Genomic DNA, 24,308 nt, shown 5'->3' with positions numbered 1-24,308 from the left:
GACCTCGGCTTGCGCGCCCGTGTCGGCGAGCGCGCGCCCGTCGCGGGCGCGGCGGGCATCCCGCCTGGCGTGCCGGGCTTCCCCGCGGAAGTGGACCGCCGCCGTCACGGCGGCGCACAGGGCGACAGCCGCGGCGGTGGCACCCGCGGCGAGTGAAATCCGGAATTCGACGGGTGCGCAGTACACCGCCGCCGCGACGACGGCCGCGGACGCGACAACACAGGCCGACAATGTCGCGTACGGCGGTTTCGGTCGGCGAACAGGGTCTTCGCCGGACTCATTCGCCGCCGCATTCAACAACTCTGACAAGTTCAGTACTTCCGCACTCGCGCTCACCGCCGGGAAATGGCATCGTTGCCCCCTTCTGCGTGCCCCATCCCCCAAATACGCAGACCGACAAGCATTTTCGAAACTTCGCGGCCCGAGCATAGCGGCAGGGGCGGTGCGGCGCCACTCGGATGGATTCCGGGAGGCACGCGGTGAGAGCGGAAATTCGCGCTGCCGTGCCGATGCTCGGATTGCGCTGGCGACGGGAGAAAAGCGCCTTGCGGCAGTGCGGCCGGTGCGGAATTGTCGAATTCTCGTTTGCCTGGAATTCACCGACGGCGGCCCGCGCTCGTGCGGGCAGCCGTAATACCGACGTGATATCGGAAAATCAGATCATCGGCGCGCACGGCGGCCGCATCGGCGAGTAGCGTACGGCGCGAGTGCGCCGAGGAATCTGCGGTGTGGCCGGCCCGCCGGGTTTGCCGAGCCGGGGGCCGAAACCGAGCCGCTGTCGTTCAGATCAGAGTTGTGCGGTTTGCTCGCACGGAGGCAGGCCGTCGGCCTCGCGCAGTACTTCGGCGACGGACTCCAGGTACAGCAGTGTGCGCAGCGACACGCCGTTCACGGCCTGCCCGAGGCGGCGCAGGGCCGAATTGTCCAGGTGCGCGATCACTTCGGCGTCGTCGTCCCGATCGGGCCCGGGGTCGAAGACGAAGTAGTTGGGGTCGAGCCCGAACACATGGGCCAGCCCGGCGCGAGCCTGCTCGGGCAGCGTGGTGAGCTGTCCGCGCCGGACGCTCGCGAGGTAACCTGGCTCCAGGTCGTACCCGGCTGCCGTCACCCACATCTCGACCGTATCGTCGGCGAGCGGGCGTCCGTGCGCGCGCTCCCACATCTCGAACGCTAGGTTCAGCCGGGCAGTGATATCGATGTCCACGACCGCCTCCACCTTCTGGGGACATTTGCCTCTTGACGGGTCAAACATTCACTCGACCGTAGCGTGGGAGCAGTCGATCCCCGTGATTTCACGGCAAATGTCCGGTTGCATAGGGGAGGGAACAGACTCGATCCCCGATTTACGGGGAATACGGCCTCGAGGAGATGGGTGTGCGACTGAGTTCCGAGGAGGCGCGCAAACGATTCGCGATCAGTCCGGTCGCGCGGTTGGCGACCATTTCGGCGCGGGCGCGCCCGCATTTGGTGCCCATCGTGTTCGTCGTGGCGGGCGAGGTGATCTACACCAGTGTGGACGCGAAGCCGAAGACGACCACCGCGCTGCGCAGGCTGGCGAATATCGCGGCGAACCCGGCGGTCACCGTGCTCGTCGACCGCTACGGTGACGACTGGACCCAGCTGTGGTGGGCCCGCGCCGACGGAGACGCCCGCATCGCGGAGGGCGCCGAGGCGGAAGCGGCGATCCGCCGATTGACCGCGCGCTATCCCCAGTACGAACGACAGCCGCCCCCGGGGCCGGTGATCGCCATCGATGTGGCGCGCTGGTCGGGATGGTCCGCGCGCTGAGTGGGCGGCGCCGGTTCGGGTAAAGTCCGATTCACGCCTCCCGCTGAGAGGTGGTGAGCCGGACCGAATGTCGAGCCGATCGTGAGGATCGCATGCCCCCGAATTTCGCGCTGAAGACCATGAATACAGTGCATCGCGCCCTGCTGAAGGTCAGTTTCGGGAAGCTGGGCAACGAGTTCGGCGGCATGCCGTCGCTCGAACTCACCACTACCGGCCGCAAATCCGGTCGGCCGCACGCGGTGATGCTCACGGCCCCGGTCGTCGACGGCGACACCTACGTCGTCGTGGCCTCCCGTGGCGGCGACCCCGTGCACCCGGCGTGGTTCTTGAACTTGCGCGACAATCCGGACGTCGTCGTATCGGTGCGCAGCGGTCCGAAGGTGCCCATGACGGCTCGGGTGGCCACGGCCGAGGAACGGGCCGCGCTGTGGCCCCGCGTCACCTCCGCGGCGAAGAACTACGCCGACTATCAGACGAAGACTACGCGCGAGATTCCGCTGGTCCTGCTGACACCGAAGGGATGAGCCCGCCGCCGGGTGACGGTCGATCCCGGTAGTCGCGCAGCAACAGGCCGAGACATCCGGCCGCCGCCAGCGCGCCCGTGCCGAGCATCGCCGGATAGCCGAGGCCATAGGCGTCGTGCAGGAACGACAGCAGTGCCGGAGTGCCGAAACCGAGGTAGCTGGCCGAATAGAACACCGCGGTCAGCCCGGCGAGATCGCCGGGGCGGGCGATGCGCTCGATCTCTTGGAGCCCGGCCACCAGACCGATGCCATAGCCGGCCCCGAGCGCCACGGCGGCGGCCAGAGTCGCCCACAGGGTCAGCAGGTCGGAAGCCGCCGCCGCGAGGATCATCCCGACCGTGACCGAGCCCAGCGCCACCACGGCCGCCCGCGCGGTGCCGGTCCGGTCGATCCGCCGCGCGACGGACTGGATCGCGAATCCGCAGCCCAGCGTGATGACACACAGCACGGCGGAGAACGCGATCGGCGCCGCGCCGACTTGCGGTGCCATCAGCGCGGGCAGTACCGCGTACGCGGTCGCGCCGGAAGTGAACAGCCACAAGGCGACCGGAATCGCCACCATGCGGAAGCGGCGGTGCCCGGCCGCGGGAATCCGCAGGTCATCACGGAGCCGACGCGGATCGCGGCGGTACGGGACGGTTTCCGGCGCACGCCTGACCCACACGGCGGCGATCAGGCACAGGCCCACGTTGATCAGGTACGCCAGGGAGTTCGGCCACGGCGCCCATTGCGCGAGCACGCCGGCGCAGCAAGCGCCCACGGCGAAGCCGCCGGTGAGGCTCATCGCGGAGCGGCGCGCGCCGGTGCCCGCGGACAGCCGCGGACCGTGCGGCGGTTGCGCCAGCTCTTTGAGCCAGCTGCCCCCGACCGCCATCGCCAGCCCGAGCGCGACGCCGCACAGCACCCGCGCCGCCGACAGCACCGGTACCGACCCCGACCCGAACGCGAGCAGCAGCGATCCGGTCGCGGCGATCAGTGGCGCGGGCCGTAGCAGGGCGCGGCGGCCGTGGCGATCCGACAGCGGACCGCCGATCAGCAGCGCGGGCACGATGCCGAGCACGTAGTAGAACAGCAGCAGATCGACGGTCGTGGCCGCCAGGCCGTTGTTCTTGTACATCACCAGCAGCGGCGTGAATTCGTTTCCGCCCCAGGCGATCGCGAACATCGCGGCCGCGACGCCGCGCCACCGTCCGGAGACAACGACCGATGCGCGGGGCGCTGTGCCGGTGAGTGTGGCCATCACCGGCCGCGGAGTTGCAGTTGGTGCACGCCGGACAGATGCTCGACCAGCGCGTCGGCGAACCCGTCGACGTCCGCTGCGGCGACCAGATCGGCCAGCCGCGCGTGCTGCTCGATGATCCGGGTGATGTCGACCGGGCCGCGGCGCAGGGCGACGCTGTTCATCCGGCGCTGGCGCTCGCGCAGCGAGTCGTAGAACCCCGACAGCAGCGGATTGCCACCGGCCAGGACGTAGGTGCGGTGGAAGTCGGTGTCCGCCACGGCGAATCCGTCGAGGTCGCCCGCGGCGGCCAGGTCGCGCTGCCGTTCGATCGAGGAACGCAACGCCTCGATCAGCATGCCGGTGTCGTTCGCGGTCGCGCTGCGGACCGCCGCGGTCTCCACCACGTACCTGGCATGCGCCACATGCTCGGCCTCGTCGGGCGGGATCGGCACCACGAGCGCGCCGCGCTTGGGGTAGAGCTTCATCCAGCCCTCGGTCTCCAGCCGCAGGAACGCCTCGCGCACCGGCGTGCGGGAGGTGCCCAGATCGGCGGCGATCTCGCCCTCGCTGATCAGCTCACCCCCGGCCAGCGCGCCGGAGAGGATTCGCTCCTTCACGGCGCGATAGGCCTGCTCAGCCGATGAATACGTCTTAGACACAAGTTGTATCCTACGCGGCCGTGCTCCGGCTACGAGGCGCCGGGTGAATCGGGGTCTGTTATCCGGCAGATCGGAGCGCCGGACGCGGATGCGGGCGCGCCTGCTCGAGTTGCGCGGCGATCGGCAGGATCGTCGTCTCGCCGTTGGTGGGGCCGACCAGCTGAACCGACAAGGGAAGCCCGTCGTCGCCGACACCGGCGGGTACGGAGGCGGCGGGGTGTCCGGTGACGTTCCAGATGGCGGTGTAGGCGACCATCGGAACGGAGGCGAGCTGAGCGCGCACCGTGTTCGCCCCGTCGAGCACACCGAGCAGGGGTGGGCGGATCGCGATGGTGGGCGTCAACAGCAGATCGCACTCGGTGAAAATGCGATCGGCCTTGCGCGTCACCGCCTCGCCGCGCCGGATCGCCCATTCGACGACCGGCCTGCGCGCCCAGGCGCCGAGCGTGAGGGTCTGCCTGGTGCGGTGTTCGAGCAGTTCCGGGTGATCCACCTCCGGCAATTCGGCGCGCACGCCGCCGAAGAACTGCGGGTAGAAGGCGTGCGTGGAATCCGGGTAAGCGGGGTCGATCTCCATTACGGTATGGCCCAGCTCGGCGAGCAGCTTCGCGGTGTCGCGGACGGCGCGGACATGCTGTGGATCGAGTTTGACCAGAGGGATGGGTGATTTCGTGCTGTAGCCGATGCGCAACGGCCGGACCGGTCCGCGTGCCGCCGCCTCGAACGAGGTCGCCGGATCCGGCGCCCGGAATCGGTCGGTGGGGCTGCTGCCGCGGATGACGTCGTAGACGACGGCGGAGTCCAGCACACCTCGGGTCAGCGGCCCGGCGACCCCCAGCGCCCACCACAGATGCTCGTTCGGGGCGATCGGCACGCGCCCGCGTTGCGGTTTGAGGCCGAACAATCCGCAGCACGCCGCAGGGATCCGGATCGAACCGCCGCCGTCGCCGCCGAGCGCGACCGGCACCAGACCGGCCGCCACCGCGGCGGCGGACCCGCCGCTCGAACCCCCGGCCGAGCGGCGCGGGTCCCACGGGTTGTGGACCACGCCGAAGGTGCTGGACTCGGTGAACGGCCACTGCCCGAATTCCGGCATCGCGGTCTTGCCGACGATGATCGCCCCGGCCGCTCGCAGCCTGCGCACCGCTTCGGCGTCGGCAACGGCGGGCGTGGAGTTGGCTCTGGTGCCGAAGGTGGTCACCACGCCCGCGACGTCGAATTCGTCCTTCACCGCGACCGGCACCCCGTGCAAGGGGCCGACCGTGGCGCCCGCGGCGCGCTCGCGATCCCGCTCGACGGCCTCGGCCCTGGCCTCGTCCCGCAGGACGTGGGTGAAGGCGCCGAGGTCGGCGGCGGCATCGATGCCGTCGAGCGTCGCCTCGACCAACTGTTCCGCGGTGAGCGCGCGCTGCGCCAGCAGTTCGCGCTGTTCGAGCACCCCCGACGAGACGACCTCCTGGAGATCCATCCGCTACCGCTCCTTCCGGGCTCGCGCCGCGCGGCCGTCGCCGATGCCGATATTCCCGACTCATGCAGTCGAACGACCATTCTGCAATGGATATCGCCTGGTGGGCCGGTTCGGTTCCATGGGCGTGTCAGGAGGTCGCCGGACCTTCCACCGCGGCGGGGCGGGTGCGCTCGAGTTCGGCGTGGTTGCGTGAGTAGCTGAAGTAGACGATCAGGCCGACCACGAGCCAGATCACGAAACGCGCCCAGGTCTCCCAGGGCAGCGACCAGATCAGGTACACCGAGAACCCGATGCCGATCAGCGGCACGACCGGCATGAACGGCAGGCGGAACTCGCGCGGCTCGTCGGGGCGGGTGCGCCGCAGCACGATCACGGCGACGGACACCACGATGAACGCCATCAGGATGCCGATATTGGTCAGTTCGGCGACCACGGTGATGTCCAGCAACCCGGCCATCAGCGCCGATCCGATGCCGACGATCCAGGTCACCCGGGTGGGCACCTTCCGGACCGGATGAGTCTTGGCGAACCACTCCGGCAACAGCCCGTCGCGGCTCATGGCGAACCAGACCCGGGTGACTCCGAGCATGAAGGTGAGCACCACGGTGACGATGCCGACGATGGCGCCGACCGCGATGATGTTCGCGACGCCCGGTTGCCCGACCGACTCGAAGGCGGTGGAGAATCCGCTGGTCGGACTGATCTCGGTGTATTTCTGCATGCCGGTCAGCACCAGGGTGGCCAGCACGTAGAGCGCCATGGCGATGGCCAGCGAATAGATGATCGCCTTCGGCAGGTGCTTCTTGCCGTCGGTGGACTCCTCGGCGGCGGTGCTCATCGCGTCGTAGCCGAACACGGCGAAGAACACGGTGGCCGCGCCCGTCCACACCGCGCCGGTGCCGAACGGGAAGTAGGGGGTGTAATTCGAGCTGTCGATGTGGAACACGCCGAGCACGATGATCAGCACGACGAGGGCTACCTTGATGCCGACGGCGACGGTCTCGAACCGGCCGACGCTGCGGATGCCGCGCGAGAGCAGCCAGGCGGTGCCGAGGCAGAAAAGCATCGCGAACACGTCGACGACATGGCCGTCGCCGGTGCCCGCGGCGCCCATCATCCAATCCGGCAGCGTGATGTCGACCTGCTCAAGCAGGAATTTGAAGTACCCGGACACGCCGATGGCCACCACCGCCGCGACCGCGACGTATTCCAGCAGCAGGTCCCAGCCGATGAACCAGCCCGCGATCTCGCCGAGCGACACGTATCCGTAGGTGTAGGCGGATCCGGCTTTGGGCACCATCCCGGCGAATTCGGCGTAGCACAGCGCGGCGGCGGCGCTCGCCACACCCGCGATGAGGAACGAGATCAACACCGAAGGCCCGGTGACCGAGTGCGCGACCGCGCCCGCCAAGGTGAAGATGCCCGCGCCGATGATGCCGCCGACACCGATCGCGGTGAGCTGCCACAGGCCCAGCGACCGTGACAGCTGTTCGTCCGCGGGAGCGCCTTCGTCCTCGACCGCGCCGAGCGGCTTCCGGCGGGTCATCTGGGTGCGTAACCGCGCGAGGGACATATCGGTCCTTTCGTCCACTGCGTGCTCACCTCAATACGACCACAGGGAGGTGGGATCGGTCGGCGGAAGAAAATAAAGTTCGCTCTCCCGCTCAGCGGTCGCGGCCGAAGGAACGCAAGAAGAAGGCGATGTTGGCCGGGCGCTCGGCCAACCTGCGCATGAAATAGCCGTACCACTGGTCGCCGTAGGGCACGTAGACACGCAGCGAATGGCCCGCTCCGACCAGGCGTCGCTGTTCGGCGTCGCGGATGCCGTGCAGCATCTGGAACTCGAAATCGCCGGATTTCCGGCCGCTTTCGCGCACGTGGCCCAGCGCCGCGCCGATCAGCGCCGGGTCGTGCGTGGCCACCATCGGATAGCCCTTGCCCTCCATCAGGATCCGCAGGCAACGCAGGTAGGACTCGTCCACCGCGGAGCGGCTCTGGTAGGCCACCGCCGCGGGTTCGCGATAGGCGCCCTTGCACAACCGGATCCGCGCGCCCGGACCGGCGAAGGTCCGGCAGTCCTCCTCGGTGCGTTTGAGATAGGCCTGCAAGACCGTGCCGAGCCAGGGGAAGTCCAGCCGCAGCTCGCGCACGATCGCCAGCGTCGATTCGGTGGTGGTGTGGTCTTCGGCGTCCACGGTCACCCAGACCCCGGCCGCCTTCGCCGCCGTGCAGATCTCGTAGGCGTGCTCGCGCGCGATGGCGTATCCGTTCTGCGGAAGCCGCTGGCCGAGCGCGGAGAGCTTGAGCGATACCTCCAGCCGGGGCACCGGCGCCTCGTCCACGGCCCGCAGGTCGGCCAGCGCCGACAGCAGCCGCAGGTAGTGCGCGACGGTTCCGCGGGCGCGGTCGAGATCGGTGGTGTCCTCGCCGAGGTAGTCGACGCTCACGAACCGGCCCGAGCCGAGCAGCGCCGAGGACACGGCGACCGCGTCGCGCTCGGTCTCGCCCGCGACGAAACGGTCGACCATCTTCTTGGTGGCAGGCATGCGGGTGATCGCGCGCTCGACGCGCGGGGAACGGGAGGCCGCCAGCACGGCGGGCCGCAGCAGTCCGGAGAAGGCCATCACAACTCCTGGTGCGGGTAGCGGTGGTCGGTCGCGGGGACGAAGGTTTCCTTGATCGTGCGAGCGGAGGTCCAGCGCAGCAGGTTCTGTGCCGAGCCTGCCTTGTCGTTGGTGCCGGACGCGCGCGACCCGCCGAACGGCTGCTGGCCGACGACCGCGCCGGTGGGTTTGTCGTTGATGTAGAAGTTGCCCGCCGCGAAGCGCAACCGGTCCAGCGCGGTGCCGATCGCCGCGCGATCCCGGGCGATGATCGCGCCGGTCAAGCCGTAGGGCGAGCCGCGATCGATCCGGTCGAGCGTGGACTCGAACGATCCGCGGACCGAATCGTCGTAGACGTGCACGGCCAGGATCGGGCCGAAGTACTCGGTGCGGAACGCCTCGTCGGCCGGGTCGTCGCCGAGCAGGACGGTCGGCTCGACGAAGTAGCCGACGCTGTCGTCGGCGTGGCCGCCCGTCGCGATGGTCAGGCCGGGGGTCGCCTTGGCGCGCGCCAGGGCGTCGGTGTTCCGGACGAAGGCGCGCCGATCGATGAGCGCTCCGCCGAAGTGGCCGAAGTCGGTGACGTCGCCGTAGCTGAGCGCGGCCACCCGGTCGATGAACTCGCGGCCCATCCGGTCCCACAGCGATCGCGGGAGAAAAGCGCGTGAGGCGGCCGAGCACTTCTGGCCTTGGTAGTCGAACGCGCCGCGGATCAGGGCCGTGCTCAGCACCTCGGGATCGGCGGAGCTGTGCGCCACCACGAAGTCCTTGCCGCCGGTCTCGCCGACCAGGCGCGGATAGGAGTCGTAGCGGTCGAGATTCGCCGCCACGGTGCGCCAGAGGTGCCGGAAGGTCGCGGTGGACCCGGTGAAGTGGATGCCCGCGAGCCGGTGATCGGCCAGCGCCACCTCCGACACCTCGGGTCCCGCGCCGTGCACCATATTGATCACGCCGGGCGGCAGTCCCGCCGCCTCCAGCAGCCGCATCGTCCAGTACGCGGCCACCGATTGGGTGACGGCGGGCTTCCACACCACGGTGTTGCCCATCAGCGCGGGCGCGGTGGGCAGGTTGCCCGCGATGGCGGAGAAGTTGAACGGCGTGATCGCGTAGACGAAGCCCTCGAGCGGCCGGTAGTCCACCCGATTCCACACCCCCGGCGCCGAGATCGGCTGGTCCGCCAGGATCCGGCTCGCGAAGTGCACGTTGAACCGCCAGAAGTCGACCAATTCGCAGGGGGTGTCGATCTCGGCCTGGTAGGCCGTCTTGGACTGACCCAACATCGTTGCGGCGGAGATGGTTTCGCGCCACGGTCCGGCCAGTAGGTCGGCCGCGCGCAGGAAGATCGCGGCGCGCTCGGCGAAGGGCAGCCCGCGCCAGCCCGGCGCCGCCGCGCCGGCCGCCGCGATGGCGTCGCGGACCTCGCCCGGTCCGGCCGTGGTGAGTGTGCCGAGGACGGCGGCGTGCCGGTGCGGCTGCACCACCGTGACGCGCTCACCCGAACCCCGGCGGTGCGCACCGCCGATGACGTGGGCGACCTCGGTCGGGGTCGCGGCGAGTTCGGCCAGCTTCACCCGTAGGCGCTCGCGTTCCGCCGTGCCCGGCGCGAAGCTGCCCACCGGCTCGTTGACCGGCGGGGGCGGGGACACGACGGCATCCATGAGACCTCCTACTATCAGGTGAATTTCCGATAATGGGAAGTCAACACCGGAAAACTGCCCGAAGAATGAGCCAACCAGACAAAGATGGGGCAAGTTCGTTGTCGAGTTGGTCGAAGGGCGGGAACGTGGCCGGGGAAGGTGATCAGGTCGCCGGGGATATCGACCTCTTCGCGCTGGCGCAGATGATCGCGGACAACGCCGGCGGAATGGTGTCGATCGAGGACCCGCGGTCACATGTGCTCGCGTACTCGGCATCCGACGAGAACGCCGACGAATTGCGGGTGCGATCGATCCTCGGCCGCGAGGGGCCGCGGGAGTATCTGACCCTGCTGCGGCGCTGGGGGGTGTTCGATCGTCTGCGCGACACCGACGAGGTCGTCGACGTGCCCGCGCACGACGAGCTGAACATCAAGCGCCGATTGGTGATCGGCATCCGCCGTCCCACGGACGCGCACACGGGCGGTGCTCGGGTGCTCGGCGCGATCTGGCTGCAAGAGGGCGGCCGGCCGTTCAAGCCGGACGCGGCCGAGATCCTGCGCGGCGCGGCGGCCATCGCGGGACGCCTGATCTCCCGCAGGCTCGACGCACCCACCACCGAGGCGCTGCTGATCCGGCGGCTGTTCGGTGCGAGCGGGCCCGTGATCGACGCCGCGGCCGTGGTGAACGCGCTGCACCTGCCGACCACCGGCCCTGCGGCGGTGATCGGGTTCGCGCTCATGGCGGGGGAGCGGGCGACGGGCGCCGAGCCGGGTGCGGTGGGCGGCGTTCTGCGCCTGCGCGCCAGCTCTTTCCGCGGTGACTCGGTGACCACCACGATCGGTGACCGCGTCTACGTACTGCTGCCCGGCTACCGTTCCGCGCAGGCGGTGACGGCTTGGACACGGCAGTTGATCGAGCAGCTCGAAACCAAGCGCGCGCTCTCGCTGCGGGCCGCGATCGCCTGTCCGGTCCCCGATCTCGGCCGGGTGGCCGACGCGCGCGCGGAGGTCGATCGGGTCCTGGACCGCACGTTCGCGGCATCGCCGGGAAGCCGGGTGACCACCCTCGCCGAGGCGCGGACCGCGGTGCTGCTCGGCGAGACCCTCGATCTCGTCGGTGCGCGGACGGAACTGCAGGATCCGCGACTGCGCGCGCTGTTGGAATACGACCGCAAGCATTCCGCGAGCCTGCGCGACAGTGTCGAGACCTATCTGCGCGAACACGGCGACGTGCGCGACGCCGCCGCGGCACTGCGCGTGCATCCGAACACGCTGCGCTACCGGCTTCGCCGGGTCGAGGACATTCTCGGCATGAACCTCGACGACCCGGCCGACCGGCTGCTGTTGCAGATCCAACTCGCCTTGCATCGCCGCCCTGGCCCGCCCGAGGCCCGGAGTTGACGGCGGTGGCCCTGCCCCGGTCACGCTCGCCGAACGGGTACCTGCGCGGTGCCCGGCCGCGCTTCGGACCTGCGTAGACGCGTCCCGGAAGGCGAACCGGCGGCTGACCGGCCCGCTGCGCGATACGCCTGCCGAAGGGGTCCGCGCGGCCTACAGTTGAGCGCGGGAACCCGGGTCACGGCCCCGGGGAGGCGTCCGGCTCGGATCGTGACGGACACCCTCCGGGTCCCCGTCACGGAGGACGAGATGACGACGCCACGTCAGACGCTCGAGGTGGGTTCGCGGTTCGGGCCGTATCGCCTGGATCGCCTGATCGGTCGTGGCGGCATGGGGGAAGTGTTCGAGGCCTACGACACCGTCAAGGACCGCACCATCGCCCTGAAGGTGCTGCCCGAGCGTCTGCACGACGACCCGGTGTTCCGGGAACGGTTCCGGCGCGAATCGCACGTCGCGGCGCGGTTGCAGGAACCGCACATCATCCCGATCCACGACTACGGCGAGATCGACGGCAGGCTCTACATCGACATGCGCCTGGTCGGCGGCGACAGCCTGCGCGCGCTGCTGACCGAGCGGGCGCCGCTGGATCCGGAGCGGGCGGTCGCGATCGTCCGGCAGGTCGCCGCGGCGCTGGACGCCGCGCACGCCGACGGCTTGGTGCACCGGGACATCAAGCCGGACAACATCCTGCTCACCCCGGATGGCTTCGCCTACCTGGTGGACTTCGGGATCGCCCAGTCGGCCACCGGGGAGAGCCTCACCAGCGACGGCTCGGCGATCGGATCGTTCCACTACATGGCGCCGGAGCGGTTCCACTCCCGCGTGGTCACCCCCGCCGCCGACATCTATGCCCTGACCTGCGTGCTCTACGAGTGCCTGACCGGTTCACGGCCGTACCCGAAGGACACCGACGCGCAGATCATCTCGGCGCACCTGTTCGAACCGCCGCCGCGGCCGCACTCGTGCCGTCCGGGACTGCCCGCCCAGCTGGACGCGGTGGTCGCGCGCGGGATGGCCAAGGACCCGCAGGCGAGGTACGGCACGGCGGGTGAACTCGGGGCGGCCGCGCAGGCGGCGGTGGCGGAAGCTCCCACGCAGGCGACTTCCGCGGCGGGTGACGCGGTGACCGATGCGGGTCCACCACCGGACCGGTCGAGCGCGACGGCCGTGCCACCGGAGCCGGGCGGCGACAACGGCGAGCGACCACGCCGCCGCGGCGTACTGCGCGTGCTCGCCCTGCTGTGCGTCGTTCTGCTCGCCGCCACCCTCGGCTTCTTCGGCTGGGAGGCGACCCGGCCGAACACCGGCACCGCCGTTCCCGACGCGAGCGCTCCGAACGGCCCGGACGTCGAATTGCTGTCGCTGGTCGGCCCGTCGGGCTACAAACGCGCCAACTGCGTGCACGAAGACCCCGACCCGCCCACCGCCGCCGTCGTCTTCTGCACCGCGAATCCGGCCGCGAGCGATCCCGCGGCGCGATTCCTGCGATTCCGCAACGTCGACCAATTGCGCGGTTACACCTCGGCATTGCTGGCGGGCCTGCAAGGACGCAATGGCCCCGGCGACCCGCCGGGGACGGACGGACCGATGCTGCGCGACGGCGCGGAAGTCGGCCGCAAGTCGTGTTTCCTGAGCAAGGTGGACGATCCCACCGCGCCACGGCCCGCGCTGCTGGTCACGGACGAGCGGGCGCTGGCGGCCGCGGTGTACATCTGGGAGCCTGCCGAGCAGCAGTACCGCGACTATGTGGCCGCGCGCAACGGTTTCTCGTTCCGCACCGCCGATCTCGCCCGCGATCCGGACTACTTCACGCAGGCCGATCGGGCGGTGCTCAACCATCTGGCCGGTGATTTCGGCCCGGCCAACTGCCGCCACTCCGACCCGCCGCCCGGTCCGGTGGACGCGGTGCTGGCCTGCGGTACCAAGATCGGATTCCCGTCCGCGGAGTTCTACGGGTTCCCCGACCAGGAGTCCGCGATGTACCTGTACGAGGCGAATCGCGGGCAGTTCTCGGGACATGTGTGCGGTCGCGGCGACATGGGCGACGACGTCTGGCGGCAGAACGGCAACGTCCTCGGCCGTTTCTTCTGCTATCCGAACACCGATCCCGCGCTCGGCCCGAGCTGCCTGTTCCTGATCCACCAGAAGTTCGGCATCGCCGGGCATTTCTGCGCGCTGCGCGCCGATCACCCCGACCAGGGACCGAAGAGCGAAGCCGATTTGACGGCATGGTTCCACCGGTACTTCGTCTAGCGCCTCGGCCACCTGCGCCGGCGCCGCCCCGGGTCGATCATCAACCGTTCACGATCGCAGGGGCAAACGCCCCACGCCGCGCTGGTGCTGAACCTGTTGGACGCGGTAGGCATCGATTTCAGTGCTCCCGACGGAGTCTGGGCGTGGCGGATGTGTCAGCGAGACGACTCGACATTAAATACGGTCGACCGTATAGTTACTGAATGGACAGTGGCTGGATGATGGACCTGGCGACAGAACTCGCCGTCGTCAAGAGCAGGCAGGACGTGCCTGCGGCGTTGCGGCTCATGCATGACGGGATGGTGTTGGAAGCGCCGGCGTTCGGGACGGTGGCGCGTGGGCTGGAGGCGAACGGGTTCGCGCTACGGGCCTTCTTCGCGTCGTTTCCGGACTATGACGTCGAGCTGAGCGGGCACGCGGCAGAGGGGGAGACGCTGGTCTGCTGGGGAACGGCGCGAATGACTCTGACCGGCAACCGATTCGGGGTAGAGCCGAATGGGCGGCGGGCCGAACTGCCGGTGTTCCTCCGCTTCGCGTTCGCGGACGGGCTGATCGCGGGGGAGTACTTCCACTTCGATCTGTCGGAGCTGTGCGCCCAATCGGGCGTATCCACCGACGCGGTACGGCAGAAGCTGTTCGGCGGGAGATGATCATGGACGCACGGGTCAAGGATGTCGCGGGGATCGAGACCGGGCAGCTGTTCGACATCGTGGTGGATCTCGCGCCGCCGCTGAACATCGGGAAGGGGCGGGTGTTGTTCGGCGCGACCGGTGGGTCGTTCGAGGGGCCGAAGCTGCGCGGCGTGGTGCTGCCGGGCGGCGGCGACTGGGCGTTGTTCCGGCAGGACGGGAGCATGGTGCTCGACGTCCGGCTCACCTTGCGGACCGACGACGACGCCCTGGTGCAGCTGACCTACGGTGGGCGGTGGACCATCCCCGAGGAGTTGCGCGACCGAATGGGTGATGCGGCCACACGGCATCTCGTCGATCCCGGGAGTTACTACTTCCGCACGACGCCGGTGTTCGAAACCGGTGCGCGAAAGTATCTGTGGCTCAACGACATCGTCTGCGTCGGATCGGGATATCCGGTCGAGGGCGGCATCGCCTACCGAGTCTTCGAGGTCGTCTGACATCGAAACCTCTACGCCAATACGGCCACACGAACGCGATGATGACGTGACGTTGCAGCGAACGCCCTCTCGGGAAAATTGATCAGCCCGGGCACGCGGCGGCGGGAGCCGCCGCATGCGGGCGTACGTCGCCGGGGTCAGCGCTGCCAGTTGCTATCGGGGCCGGGCTGTTGCTGCCAGTGGGCGTCGGGCGCGCCGAGGGCGGGCTGCTGAGGGTTGGGAGCGGGCTGCTGGGGCCACTGCGCGGCAGGCTGCTGGTACAGGGCGGGGCCCATGGTCTCGGCGTTGGCGCGGGCGAGAAGATCGGGAACCTGTGGGCCCGCGACCGGTGAGGATGCGCCGCACCAGGTGCATTCCAGGGAGTGCTTGGTGCTGAGCGGGAAGAGCGGGATGAAGAAGAGCGTGAACTTGGTGACGAGTTTGCGCAGCGCGTGTGCGGCGGGATTGCCGCAGCGGCCGCAGACCAAGGTGATCATGGCGAGCGTGTGAATACGCTTCTGCCAGCCCCAGATGAGCATGTGAAACCCCCAAAAGTAGAGAATCCGATGTCGGTCACAGTAGTAGATCGACCGGGCGGCGGCTTCAGTTAACGGATGGCCACCCTTTCGGCCGCCGCAAGTGGCCCAAAACCCTGCGATGTCATCCCGGACGCCGTGCCCAGCCGCATTGCTTTCCGGTTGCTAGACGGCGTCTTCGGCTCCGGACGCCACCTGCGTTGTGTCCCCGGATGATGACCGGGGTCATTCAAGCACAGAGGGCGAATCTCGTCTCTTGCTGCGTGCGGCCATCGGGCGGAAATCCGGCTCTGTCAGTTGTGGATCAGAACCGCAGTTCGCGGACGGTGTCGAGGTCGATACCGTGCCGAGCGTAGATCTTGATCGTGTTCTCGCCGGTGAGATCGGCTTCGGCATAGCCGAGCAGCTCGGCGATCCGGATCACGTCTTCCTCGGTCGCGGCTTCGATCTCCAGATATGGAGGAATCCCCGGCCAGGTGTCGATCTCGAGTTGTGCGCCGTCGAGTACGAAACTGATCCGCTTCGTTTCCTGGTAGGACTTCGCGGTGAAGCCCAACAGCTCGAGCAGTGCGTTGGCGCCGGTGAAGTCGTCGACACCCACCTCGACTTCGTGGGTGCCGTCGATGGCGTCGCCGGTGATCTGCTTGACGGCGAGAGTGACCCCATTCCCGTTGTCCCGCAGCCTGATCCACTTCGACCGATCGCCCGGGGTGATGTCGTAGACGTAGCGGCGCATGAATCGCTCGCCGAGCTTGCGGCCCCCCTTGTCCACGATCAGCCGTTCGACAGCACCGGGGTCGATATCGAGAATCTTGGCTTCGTGCTCGATGGGCACCGCTGCCTCCTGTCAGGTTGTCCGGCCGGATTCGTTCGAGTGTGCCCGCCCACGGTTGCACATACAGGCGCTCGTTCGGCAGGCGCGGGTATGCGCACGTGTCGTACAAGTCATGGTCACATCGTCGACTGTCGAGGACATGAACGCCGATGATCGGGGATTGCTCGGGTGGGTGGATGTGGGAGCCGATGGCCTCACCGGCGGCGCAACGGTAGTAACGCGACGTGCGGGGCCGTCGGGGTTGTCTACGCACCGCCGAGGTGCTGGCCGATGATCGCGGGTATCAGCAGGTCGAGGAGGGTGATCTCGTCGGCGGCGGGGATGTTCTCGATGATCGGATCGAGTACCGCGGCTGCGTACAGTCGCCCGGTGTGGGGTGCGGCGGCAGTGCGGGCGCTGGTGATCAGAACGTAGATCACCTTCGCCATCACCTGCGCCCGGGCCGCTCCGGTCATCCCGTCGGGTACGGCCTCCGCAGTGGTGGTCACCAGTGTGTCGATCACCTCGGTGAGGATGTCGAGTTCGGCGGCGGCGCGCTCGGCGTCCTGGTCACCGGTCATCGCGAGGCCTGCGGCGATCGATCCGATGTGGGGACACCGCTCGAAGTGATGGTGGGAGACCCGGTGCCCTCGCAGCCGAGCGGGAGGACAGAGGCTGTGCTGAGTTCAGGCATACGCCATCACCCGCCGACGCTGCCGCCCGTGCTGTGCGGCGCAACCACGTACCGCTTCGATTTGGCCACCACGGCGGTCATGCAGGCCATACTGTTCACCTCCAAGCTGCACCTGGTCGCCGTCGACGCCGACCACCGTGGAACGGCCTCGGCCGCGCCCTCGTGCGCGCCGCCGCTGTGGCCGCGTACGGGATGGGGTGGAGATCCTGTACGGCCAATTCCTCACCGAAGACTGGGAATTGGGCGACTTCTATCGTCGGCAGGGCTTCACGGTGATGCCGTCCGCGACACCGCTGAATTTCTCGCGGTGGCTGGACGGATTCCCCGGTGGACCGGCACCACTGGCGAACGAGACCTTCTTCCATCGGGTCCTGACCACCGACACCTACCCGCTCATCCGCTGAAGGTGACGGCCTGGTCGGCGCATCTCCCGGCCGAGCCCGGCGGTGTCAGAACAGGGTGTCGCCGACGCGCCGCGGCCGGTACCCGGTCCGACAGAGCGCGGCGAGGTCGGCGTCGATGTCGACTTCGATCGCGCCGAAGACTCGCGGCGGAAAGTGGCGCTGTTTCACGCCGTGAGTGGCGTTGGTTTGAGCCGGTGCGACCCCAGTTCCTGGGTCACGTTGTCGCGCGCGATGGTCCAGATGCCTGCATTGCCGGGGAAAATCTCTCCGAAACCAGGAACCGATCAGCGGGGGCTGCCGTCTAAGCCTGTGACAGAACAGTTTCGAGGCTGTGCAACCGTTCACAGCTCAGAACATAGGGGGGCACGTCATGAACCTTGTCATGTCCAGGCCGGCAGTCCGATTCAGTCGAACACTACTGTTCGCAGTGGTGTCGACGATCGTGTTGGTCACGAGCGTGCCGGCCGCCGGTGCCGCGCACGCTTCGTTTCAGCAGTGCACCAACTACAAAGTCACGACCCAGTGGGGCAGAGTGGAAGTCGACACCAGACCCGCGGGTGGGGATCCCATCGGGGGTGTCGCATGGGCCATGTTCCTCAACAACATCTCCGACATCCCCGGCAGATACGACTACCAGATCCTGGTCAACGGCAAGCCCGTCGAACAGGACTCGAAGATGAAGGACGACAACTTCCACATGACGATCCCCCGGTATCAGAGGGGACGTTACGTTTACGAGGAAGGAGACGAAATCCAGGTGATCGCCTCACACGCCGCGGGCAAGAATCTCTACGTGACCCCCGTCAACCGTCGCACCATCCCCTATGCGGGAAGATAAGGGCGTGGATCAGGAGATTTCAAGAGCCGGCGCCGACCTGCTGGCGGCCGACATCGAGTCGGCTCTCGGCTTCGAGGTACACATCGATGAAACGATCCCCGAACATCGGCGCCGGATGTCTTTTGCACCGGCCTGGTGGATCGAGTTCAGCGTCCCGGCACTGAACGTCGTCGTCGGCACCAGCCCCGGCGAGTTCACGCCCAGCGGTGTGGCGTGCGAGCTCGCCTGGCATATCCACGACGACGTCCTGTCCCACAGCGGGAAGATCTGGCCCGCCGACCCTGCGGGTGGCGACCAGCCGTTGCTGCCCACCCTTGACGGATGGTGCGGACAGGGCGACTCGATACCGTTCGGGCAGGTCGAGGCAGCGAAGGATCCCGATCCGGACCTCGACGGTGTGGTCCGGTGGTGGCTGCCCCGCCATTCCGACGGGCTCATTGCCAGCCACTCCGGCGACGTGTGGTTCTGCCTATGGGAGTACAAAGGCGACGAACAACTCATCACCCCGGGCATGCCGGTGACATGGTCCATCGGCGAAGGCGGACACGGAAAGTACCGCAAGGCAAGCGAAGTCCGGCTAGCTTAGCCGTAGTCTCTTCTTGCAAAGCCGCGCGGCCGAGGGTGTCTCGTGAACGTACCCGCCGCAGCCGGTCTGCTCGCACCCGGCCGCGGTGAGCGCGTCGTGCTGGGCCTCGGGATGCTGATCGCGGGTCGAGACCGGCCCGTAGCCGATTCTCATACACGGAATGTATCGGTAACCCCCGACAGGTTGACGTTGCCGCGTACACGGCAAGCTATACACTTCCGGTCTGCGGAAACGTGGTGCCGCGCAGGGTTTCTCGCGAACGTTCGTATCCGGACACTGCTGCCCCGGCACCGGAGCCGTTCGCGCACACATAATCGGTTCCGTGTCTCGGGTGCGGCTTCCGTCCAGAGCGCTGCGCATCACACAGCAGGCCCCGTGGGCTGTTCGCTACTTGGTGGGGTGGGTGTGCAGGGCTCGGCCGAACCAGGTGAACACCGGTTCTAGATCCGCCACAGGCGGCCAGCTGTTGATGACCGCCACCAACTGCCAATATCGTGTCACCCGAGCGTCGTTGGCGACCTCCAGCCGCTCGAGCACCCAACACCGCAGGTCACTGTCGTCGGCCCGGCCGAAGGTCTCGGCATAGCGCGCGGTCAAAGTATCGACAATGGCCGCCGCTTCGGGTGCATCCGGTGCAGTACCCGCGGCTATCGCTCGACCGACCTCCTCGCGCACGGTCTCGGTCAAGTCGTGATGCAACCCGGTGCTGTCCCCCTCGGCGCGTTGCTTCTCCTGGTACGCGGCCATGCGCCGCACCGCTGCCCGGAAATCTTTGTCCTGCACCAGCTGCACGAGTTCCATCCACGCCTGGACCTGCTCGACGGTGGGATCATCGGGAAGGTCGGGCATGCTGGAGCGCAGCAACTCCACCATGGCCGGATTGGCGTCGACACCGCCGAAGGTGTCATCGATGAAGTCATGGATGAAGCGGTGCCGTTCGGCCTGCGTCAGGTTCACCAGTTTGTGCATCAGGTCCATCTCCTGTGGGTTCGATTCCCGGCGCGCGACCGCTTGCAACACCGCACGTCGCAGACACAGCACCCGAACCTGCACCTCGAGCGCGGCCGCGTGTGCCGCGGCGACTTCGGCCAGCGAGGTCTCGCGGGCCAGGATGCGCCGCACCGTGGGCAGGTCGATATCCAGTTCGCGCAGTGTCCGGACCAGTTCCAGACGCGCTAGAGCGTCGATGTCGTAGAGGCGGTAGCCGGCCGGGCTGTGACAGGTCGGCGGGACGATCCCCTTGTCGGAGTAGAACCGAATCGTCTTGACCGTCAAACCGGTCCGCTCGGCCAGAGCCCCGATCGTGAAGAGCGTCTCGTCGTCCATGCCCCAAGCTTGACCTCTCCCCCTGATGGAGACTCAAGTCGACACCCCGCCTCGCAGCATCAGGCCGCGACCAGCCTCGACAGCGGATCTGCACATCGGCTGGAGCACCAGGCCTCGAACATCCACACATGCCGTAGTGACGCGTTCGGAGGAGGCGACAGCTGCAACCGATAGCGCGGCAAAAAGAGGGGGTGGACCGCGGAACACCCATGTCATCGGCGCCACCTGTCTGATGTTGGTCCGAGCAGGTGATCGAGCCGAAGGGATCAGGGCGGCCCGAAACGCGATGGATGCGCTACCGCCGGAGAAGCACTCACTCACGCTGCGGATGCTGATGGTCGAGATCGCCGGATCCAACGATGGCACTGCTGGTGTGGCCCCGGTCGACTCGGGGTCGTTCGTGAGTAGGTCCGTGGCGTGATGTCGCGGAGTGGGGCGTCAGCGTGGTCCGGGAACGTCGAGCAGTATCCGCAGCAAGTCTTCCGGAGCGTCTCGCATCAGGTTGTGCCCGCCGTCGACCGCGTGGGTCGTCCACCCGGCGTCGTGCCGCAAGCGCTGGTAGATACCGGTGAACGGCGAGGGGGCTTCCCACCCGGTGGCGTAGACGTAGTCCCTGCGCCGGATGTGGGTGAGATCCCCGGTGAGCGTGAGTGGTTGGAGGACCGACGCGAGCGGGTGCGGTGTGGCTCGCGCATCGAAGAAGGGCAGCGGGCGTACGGCGTCACCGGTGTCGACCACGTCCAGGTACCACCGCCGCTCTTGATCCGAGACCAGTGTGAAGCAGGAGTCACCTGATTGCGGAACCACGGCATCGATGTAGACGAGTGCGGCGACCCGGCTCGCCGCGCGGTCGGCGGCGCCGGTGATCACCATGCCGCCGTAACTGTGGCCGACCAGGACGGCGTCGGTGATGTTCTCGGCCGACAGCAGCGCGGTGACGTCTTGGATGTGGGTATCCAGATTCACTCCGTGGCGCAGATGGACGCGCTCACCGACGCCGCTCAGGGTCAGCGGATACACGCGATGACCGTGCGCCCGCAACTGCTCGGTGAGCTGCTCGAAGCACCAGCCGCCGTGGCACATGCCGGGAATAAGGACGAAGGTCGTCATTGTCGTTGTCCTTCTTGTTCGGGTCGCGAGTGGAGCGGGTGGCGGCGATCTTGGATCGAACCGATCATTACGATCTGGGACGCTAGCAGATGATCGAACCAGTCGTTACCATCTAGGCATGCCCGTGGCCAAAGGCTCGACGATCGACCCGGCGCGCACCCGCGCCACTATCCTCGAAGCGGCGGAACCGCTGCTGTACGAGCGTGGGCTCGACGGGGTGGGTATGACCGAACTGTGCGCGCGGCTCGGGGTGTCCAAGGAGACCTTGTACCGGCACTTCGGTACCAAAGACGGGCTCGTCCGAGCGGTGCTCGAGGCGCGCGGTGAAAAGGTGGGTGCGTGGCTGGCCGGCGCGGTGGAGTCGGCCGGTGACGATCCTGCCGAACAGTTGGCCGCGGTCTTCGACGCTTTGGGGGAGTGGTACTCGCAACCGGCCTTTCGCGGTTGCGCGATGGTGAACGCGGCAGCCCAGCACTATGACGAGCAGGTGCGGGCCGTCGCCGCGCGGCACCTGCATCGCTATCTCGACCTCTTCGCCGGAATCGCCGCCCGGGCCGGGGCAGAGGATCCAGCTGTCCTGGGTCGGCAATTGCTCATGCTGGTGGAGGGGGCGACCGTCGTCGCGACGATGCACGGCCCGGCGGGTGTCGGTGGGCAGGCTCGCGCCGCCGCCGCGGCTCTGCTCGCCGCTGCCACCTGAACGGCCTCGACCCGCGCGTTCCAACGCGATGCTCATGCCACCGGGCCAGGGCCTGTCGGCCGGGGTGCTGTCGTCCACCGCCGATTCGTGCTATCGAGAACCCATGACGCCGACGCGCTCTTCCTACGATGTCGTGATCGTCGGCGGCGGTCACAACGGTTTGGTGGCCGCCGCGTACCTGGCGCGGGCCGGGCAGTCGGTGCTGGTGCTCGAGCGGCAGCCGCACACCGGCGGCGCGGCGGTGTCCGAGAGGGTGTTCGCGGGCGTCGACGCTCGGCTTTCGCGGTACTCGTATCTGGTGAGCCTGCTGCCACGATCGATCGTCCTGGACCTGGGTTTGCGGTTCGAGACGCGGCGGCGCGCGGTCTCGTCGTACACGCCGGTCGGGGAGGAGGGTCTGCTCGTCTCGTCTCAGCGGGCGCGGACGGCGGCGAGTTTCGCGCGGCTGACCGGCTCGGATCGGGAGTTCGGCGCGTGGCAGCGGTTCTACGCGTCGACCAACCAGCTGGCCCGGCGGGTTTTCCCGACGCTGACCCGGCCGCTTCCGTCCAAGGAGGCGCTGCGGCACATCGTCGACGACGCGCCCACCTGGGAGGCTCTGTTCGAGCGGCCGCTCGGCGAGACGATCGAATCCACGTTCGACGACGACACCGTGCGCGGCGTGGTGCTCACCGACGCGCTGATCGGCACCTTCACCCACGCGCACGATCCGTCACTGCGGCAGAATCGCTGCTTGCTCTATCACGTGATCGGCGGGGGAACCGGCGACTGGGATGTGCCGATCGGCGGTATGGGCGCGCTCACCGACGCACTGGCCGAGGCCGCGCGATCGGCGGGAGCGGAAATCGTCACCGGCTGTGCGGTGACGAGCATCGAAACAGACGGCAGCACAGCGGAAGTCGTATATCCGGACGGGAGAATCGGAGCGCGCCACGTTCTGGCGAACGTCGCACCGTATACGCTCGCGGGGTTGCTCGGTGCGCCCTTACCGCCGAAACCCGAAGGCGCGCAGCTGAAGATGAACATGTTGCTGCGGCGCCTCCCGCGTTTGCGCGACGCCGAAGCCGATCCCCGGGAGGCGTTCGCGGGGACTTTCCACATCGGGGAGTCGTACGCCCAACTCGATCGAGCCTACGGTGAGGCGGCGATCGGCCGGATCCCGTCCGCGCCACCCGCCGAAATCTATTGCCACACACTGACGGATCCGACGATCCTGGGACCGGAACTGGCCGCGCAGGGGGCGCACACCCTCACGCTGTTCGGACTGCACGCTCGCGGAAAACTCTTCGCCGCCGACCACGCGGCAGCCAAAGACGAGATCGTGCGAGCGACTCTCGCACAACTGGATTCGGTGCTCGCCGAGCCTATCGCGGACTGTTTGGCGACAGACGAGAACGGCGCACCCTGCCTCGAGGCGAAAACTCCGATCGAACTGGAGCGCGAGGTCGGCCTCCCCGGTGGACACATCTTCCACCGGGATCTGGCCTTCCCTTATCTCCCGGAGGACGCCGATCCCGCCGACCCCGCAGCCCGGTGGGGCGTGGCGACCGGCCACCGCAATGTATTCCTCTGCGGCGCGGGCGCCATCCGGGGTGGCGGGGTCAGCGGCATCCCCGGGCACAATGCCGCGATGGCCGTGCTCGACGCCGGTCAGGCAGGCTGACCACGTAGAGCGACCTTGGCGGCGCGGCCCGGCGTCTCGGTGGCGACCGCCGCGTCCGCCGCTTCCTCCAGCGGATAGGCGGCTTCGATATCCAGTCGCAGGACGCCGTCGGCCGCGAGGGCGATCAGCTCGCGGATGAGCCGCCCTCGATGCTCGGCGCCGATCTCCTCGATCCGCTTGGCGCCCCAGAAGCCCTTGATCACCACCTCTTTGAAGATCAGCGCGCCCGGGTCGAGCGACAACGGCTGCCCCGAGAGCGCACCGAAGGAGATCAGCTGCCCGCCCGGCGCGAGCAATGCCAACTCGGCGGCCGCGGCCCGGCCGCCCACCTGATCGACGGCCCGCAGGATCGGCGCGCCCGAGGTGGCTGCTTCCACCTGGTCGCGCCAGCCCTCGCTCTCGGTGTCGAGCACCGGCTCGTAGCCGAGTTCACGCAGCGCCGCGACCGAGGCCGGGCCGCGCACGAGATTCAGCACGTTCAGACCGCGCTGCCGGGCGAAGACGTTCACGAGCCTGCCGACCGCGCCGTTGGCGGCATTGATCGTCAGCCAGTCACCGGAGGACAGTTCGAGGTCCTCGATCAGCATCAGCGCGCTCAACGGCATGGCCAGCAGCTGAGCCGCGGTCTCGTCGGAGACCGCGTCGGGCAGCGGAATCACCTGCCGGGCCGGGACGACGAAATACTCGGCCCACACGTTCTGCGCGCCGGACACCGTCACTCGCTGCCCGACCGACAGGTCGCCGACCTCGGGACCCACCGCGTCGACCCGCGCGACCGCCTCGCTGCCGGGAATCGCGGGCAACTCGGGACGGTAGCCGTACACGCCGCGCACGATGGCCAGATCGTGATTGTGGATCGGCGACAGGATCAGCGCGAGTCGCACCTCACCCGGCCCCGGCTCGGGTACCGGGCGTTCCGCGGTGGCCAGCACGTCCTTCGGTTCGCCGAATCGTTCGATGACTACGGCACGCATAACC

The 24,308-nt window shown here is 68.2% G+C and carries 26 protein-coding genes; 12 read left to right on the top strand and 14 right to left on the bottom strand.

The window, feature by feature from the left end; genetic code table 11:
- Positions 1-479 precede the first annotated feature (479 nt).
- On the top strand, positions 480-695 hold the full coding sequence (locus tag NG1_RS36725; protein WP_157114070.1) for a hypothetical protein: 216 nt from the start codon (positions 480-482) through the stop codon (positions 693-695).
- A gap of 92 nt (positions 696-787) precedes the next feature.
- Here NG1_RS36725 and NG1_RS15735 read toward each other — a convergent pair whose 3' ends face one another.
- Entirely contained in the window at positions 788-1,252 is a 465-nt protein-coding gene (locus tag NG1_RS15735; RefSeq protein ID WP_157114069.1) for a hypothetical protein, read from the bottom strand.
- Positions 1,253-1,380: 128 nt separating this feature from the next.
- Between NG1_RS15735 and NG1_RS15730 the strand changes: the two genes are divergently transcribed.
- Both NG1_RS15730 and NG1_RS15725 read left to right on the top strand, forming a co-directional pair.
- On the top strand, positions 1,381-1,788 hold the full coding sequence (locus NG1_RS15730) for a TIGR03668 family PPOX class F420-dependent oxidoreductase (RefSeq protein WP_062971517.1): 408 nt from the start codon (positions 1,381-1,383) through the stop codon (positions 1,786-1,788).
- 92 nt (positions 1,789-1,880) lie between these two features.
- Entirely contained in the window at positions 1,881-2,312 is a 432-nt protein-coding gene (locus tag NG1_RS15725) for a nitroreductase family deazaflavin-dependent oxidoreductase (RefSeq protein WP_040866404.1), read from the top strand.
- Here NG1_RS15725 and NG1_RS15720 read toward each other — a convergent pair.
- The 6 genes from NG1_RS15720 to pruA all read right to left on the bottom strand — a co-directional run bounded on the left by NG1_RS15720 (position 2,269) and on the right by pruA (position 9,922).
- A complete protein-coding gene (locus tag NG1_RS15720; RefSeq protein ID WP_062971464.1) occupies positions 2,269-3,552 on the bottom strand; it encodes an MFS transporter in 1,284 nt (427 codons plus the stop codon). The two genes, NG1_RS15725 and NG1_RS15720, sit on opposite strands and share 44 nt — an antisense overlap.
- Entirely contained in the window at positions 3,552-4,193 is a 642-nt protein-coding gene (locus NG1_RS15715) for a GntR family transcriptional regulator (RefSeq protein WP_062971462.1), read from the bottom strand. Before NG1_RS15715 ends, NG1_RS15720 begins: the two co-directional genes overlap by 1 nt.
- A 58-nt stretch (positions 4,194-4,251) precedes the next feature.
- Positions 4,252-5,661: an amidase gene (locus NG1_RS15710; protein WP_062971460.1), complete on the bottom strand. Its 1,410-nt coding sequence runs from the start codon at positions 5,659-5,661 to the stop codon at positions 4,252-4,254.
- 127 nt (positions 5,662-5,788) lie between these two features.
- Positions 5,789-7,234 (bottom strand): amino acid permease, encoded by a 1,446-nt coding sequence (locus NG1_RS15705; protein ID WP_062971458.1) that lies wholly within the window; start codon positions 7,232-7,234, stop codon positions 5,789-5,791.
- Between the two features lie 91 nt (positions 7,235-7,325).
- On the bottom strand, positions 7,326-8,285 hold the full coding sequence (locus NG1_RS15700; RefSeq protein ID WP_040866329.1) for a proline dehydrogenase family protein: 960 nt from the start codon (positions 8,283-8,285) through the stop codon (positions 7,326-7,328).
- Complete coding sequence (gene pruA / locus NG1_RS15695) at positions 8,285-9,922, bottom strand: L-glutamate gamma-semialdehyde dehydrogenase (protein WP_062971456.1); 1,638 nt, start codon at positions 9,920-9,922, stop codon at positions 8,285-8,287. The genes NG1_RS15700 and pruA overlap by 1 nt, the downstream gene beginning before the upstream one ends.
- A gap of 125 nt (positions 9,923-10,047) precedes the next feature.
- Between pruA and NG1_RS15690 the strand changes: the two genes are divergently transcribed.
- The 4 genes from NG1_RS15690 to NG1_RS15675 all read left to right on the top strand — a co-directional run bounded on the left by NG1_RS15690 (position 10,048) and on the right by NG1_RS15675 (position 14,680).
- Positions 10,048-11,301, top strand: coding sequence for a PucR family transcriptional regulator (locus NG1_RS15690; protein ID WP_062971454.1), 1,254 nt, complete (start codon positions 10,048-10,050; stop codon positions 11,299-11,301).
- 246 nt (positions 11,302-11,547) lie between these two features.
- Entirely contained in the window at positions 11,548-13,551 is a 2,004-nt protein-coding gene (locus NG1_RS38830; protein WP_084498950.1) for a serine/threonine-protein kinase, read from the top strand.
- Positions 13,552-13,754: 203 nt separating this feature from the next.
- Positions 13,755-14,201, top strand: coding sequence for an ester cyclase (locus NG1_RS15680; RefSeq protein WP_062971450.1), 447 nt, complete (start codon positions 13,755-13,757; stop codon positions 14,199-14,201).
- Positions 14,202-14,203: 2 nt separating this feature from the next.
- Positions 14,204-14,680, top strand: a complete 477-nt coding sequence (locus tag NG1_RS15675; RefSeq protein ID WP_210750504.1) for a DUF3237 domain-containing protein — start codon at positions 14,204-14,206, stop codon at positions 14,678-14,680.
- A 137-nt stretch (positions 14,681-14,817) separates the two neighbouring features.
- Here NG1_RS15675 and NG1_RS37860 read toward each other — a convergent pair whose 3' ends face one another.
- The 3 genes from NG1_RS37860 to NG1_RS15660 form a co-directional block, all read right to left on the bottom strand.
- Positions 14,818-15,156, bottom strand: a complete 339-nt coding sequence (locus NG1_RS37860; RefSeq protein WP_217275361.1) for a zinc ribbon domain-containing protein — start codon at positions 15,154-15,156, stop codon at positions 14,818-14,820.
- A 343-nt stretch (positions 15,157-15,499) separates the two neighbouring features.
- Positions 15,500-16,030: a class IV adenylate cyclase gene (locus tag NG1_RS15665; RefSeq protein WP_062971446.1), complete on the bottom strand. Its 531-nt coding sequence runs from the start codon at positions 16,028-16,030 to the stop codon at positions 15,500-15,502.
- Between the two features lie 245 nt (positions 16,031-16,275).
- Positions 16,276-16,590, bottom strand: coding sequence for a hypothetical protein (locus tag NG1_RS15660; protein ID WP_062971444.1), 315 nt, complete (start codon positions 16,588-16,590; stop codon positions 16,276-16,278).
- Between the two features lie 310 nt (positions 16,591-16,900).
- Between NG1_RS15660 and NG1_RS15655 the strand changes: the two genes are divergently transcribed.
- Entirely contained in the window at positions 16,901-17,107 is a 207-nt protein-coding gene (locus tag NG1_RS15655; RefSeq protein WP_062971442.1) for a hypothetical protein, read from the top strand.
- A gap of 45 nt (positions 17,108-17,152) precedes the next feature.
- On the opposite strand, the gene NG1_RS38825 is transcribed toward NG1_RS15655, so the two are convergent.
- The gene (locus NG1_RS38825; protein ID WP_281218202.1) at positions 17,153-17,275 is read right to left on the bottom strand and encodes a hypothetical protein; all 123 of its coding nucleotides are present in this window, start codon (positions 17,273-17,275) and stop codon (positions 17,153-17,155) included.
- Between the two features lie 274 nt (positions 17,276-17,549).
- Between NG1_RS38825 and NG1_RS15650 the strand changes: the two genes are divergently transcribed.
- Both NG1_RS15650 and NG1_RS15645 read left to right on the top strand, forming a co-directional pair.
- Positions 17,550-17,945 (top strand): hypothetical protein, encoded by a 396-nt coding sequence (locus NG1_RS15650; protein ID WP_157114068.1) that lies wholly within the window; start codon positions 17,550-17,552, stop codon positions 17,943-17,945.
- A 4-nt stretch (positions 17,946-17,949) separates the two neighbouring features.
- A complete protein-coding gene (locus NG1_RS15645; RefSeq protein WP_062971439.1) occupies positions 17,950-18,531 on the top strand; it encodes a hypothetical protein in 582 nt (193 codons plus the stop codon).
- A 387-nt stretch (positions 18,532-18,918) separates the two neighbouring features.
- Here NG1_RS15645 and NG1_RS15640 read toward each other — a convergent pair whose 3' ends face one another.
- Both NG1_RS15640 and NG1_RS15635 read right to left on the bottom strand, forming a co-directional pair.
- The gene (locus tag NG1_RS15640) at positions 18,919-19,857 is read right to left on the bottom strand and encodes a MerR family transcriptional regulator (RefSeq protein WP_062971437.1); all 939 of its coding nucleotides are present in this window, start codon (positions 19,855-19,857) and stop codon (positions 18,919-18,921) included.
- 438 nt (positions 19,858-20,295) lie between these two features.
- Positions 20,296-20,967, bottom strand: coding sequence for an alpha/beta fold hydrolase (locus NG1_RS15635; protein WP_062971435.1), 672 nt, complete (start codon positions 20,965-20,967; stop codon positions 20,296-20,298).
- A 118-nt stretch (positions 20,968-21,085) separates the two neighbouring features.
- Here NG1_RS15635 and NG1_RS15630 point away from each other — a divergent pair, with 118 nt between their 5' ends.
- Together NG1_RS15630 and NG1_RS15625 are read left to right on the top strand one after the other, a co-directional pair.
- A complete protein-coding gene (locus NG1_RS15630; protein WP_062971433.1) occupies positions 21,086-21,667 on the top strand; it encodes a TetR/AcrR family transcriptional regulator in 582 nt (193 codons plus the stop codon).
- Positions 21,668-21,770: 103 nt separating this feature from the next.
- Complete coding sequence (locus tag NG1_RS15625) at positions 21,771-23,330, top strand: phytoene desaturase family protein (protein WP_062971515.1); 1,560 nt, start codon at positions 21,771-21,773, stop codon at positions 23,328-23,330.
- Here the strand turns inward: NG1_RS15625 and NG1_RS15620 are convergent.
- Positions 23,318-24,304, bottom strand: a complete 987-nt coding sequence (locus NG1_RS15620) for a zinc-binding dehydrogenase (protein ID WP_062971430.1) — start codon at positions 24,302-24,304, stop codon at positions 23,318-23,320. The genes NG1_RS15625 and NG1_RS15620 overlap by 13 nt on opposite strands.
- Positions 24,305-24,308 lie beyond the last annotated feature (4 nt).

Origin of the sequence: Nocardia gamkensis NBRC 108242, assembly GCF_001612985.1 — a bacterium.
Taxonomy (GTDB): domain Bacteria; phylum Actinomycetota; class Actinomycetes; order Mycobacteriales; family Mycobacteriaceae; genus Nocardia; species Nocardia gamkensis.
The sequence above is the reverse complement of the archived record's forward strand: the minus strand, read 5'-3'. Positions and strand labels throughout refer to the sequence as shown.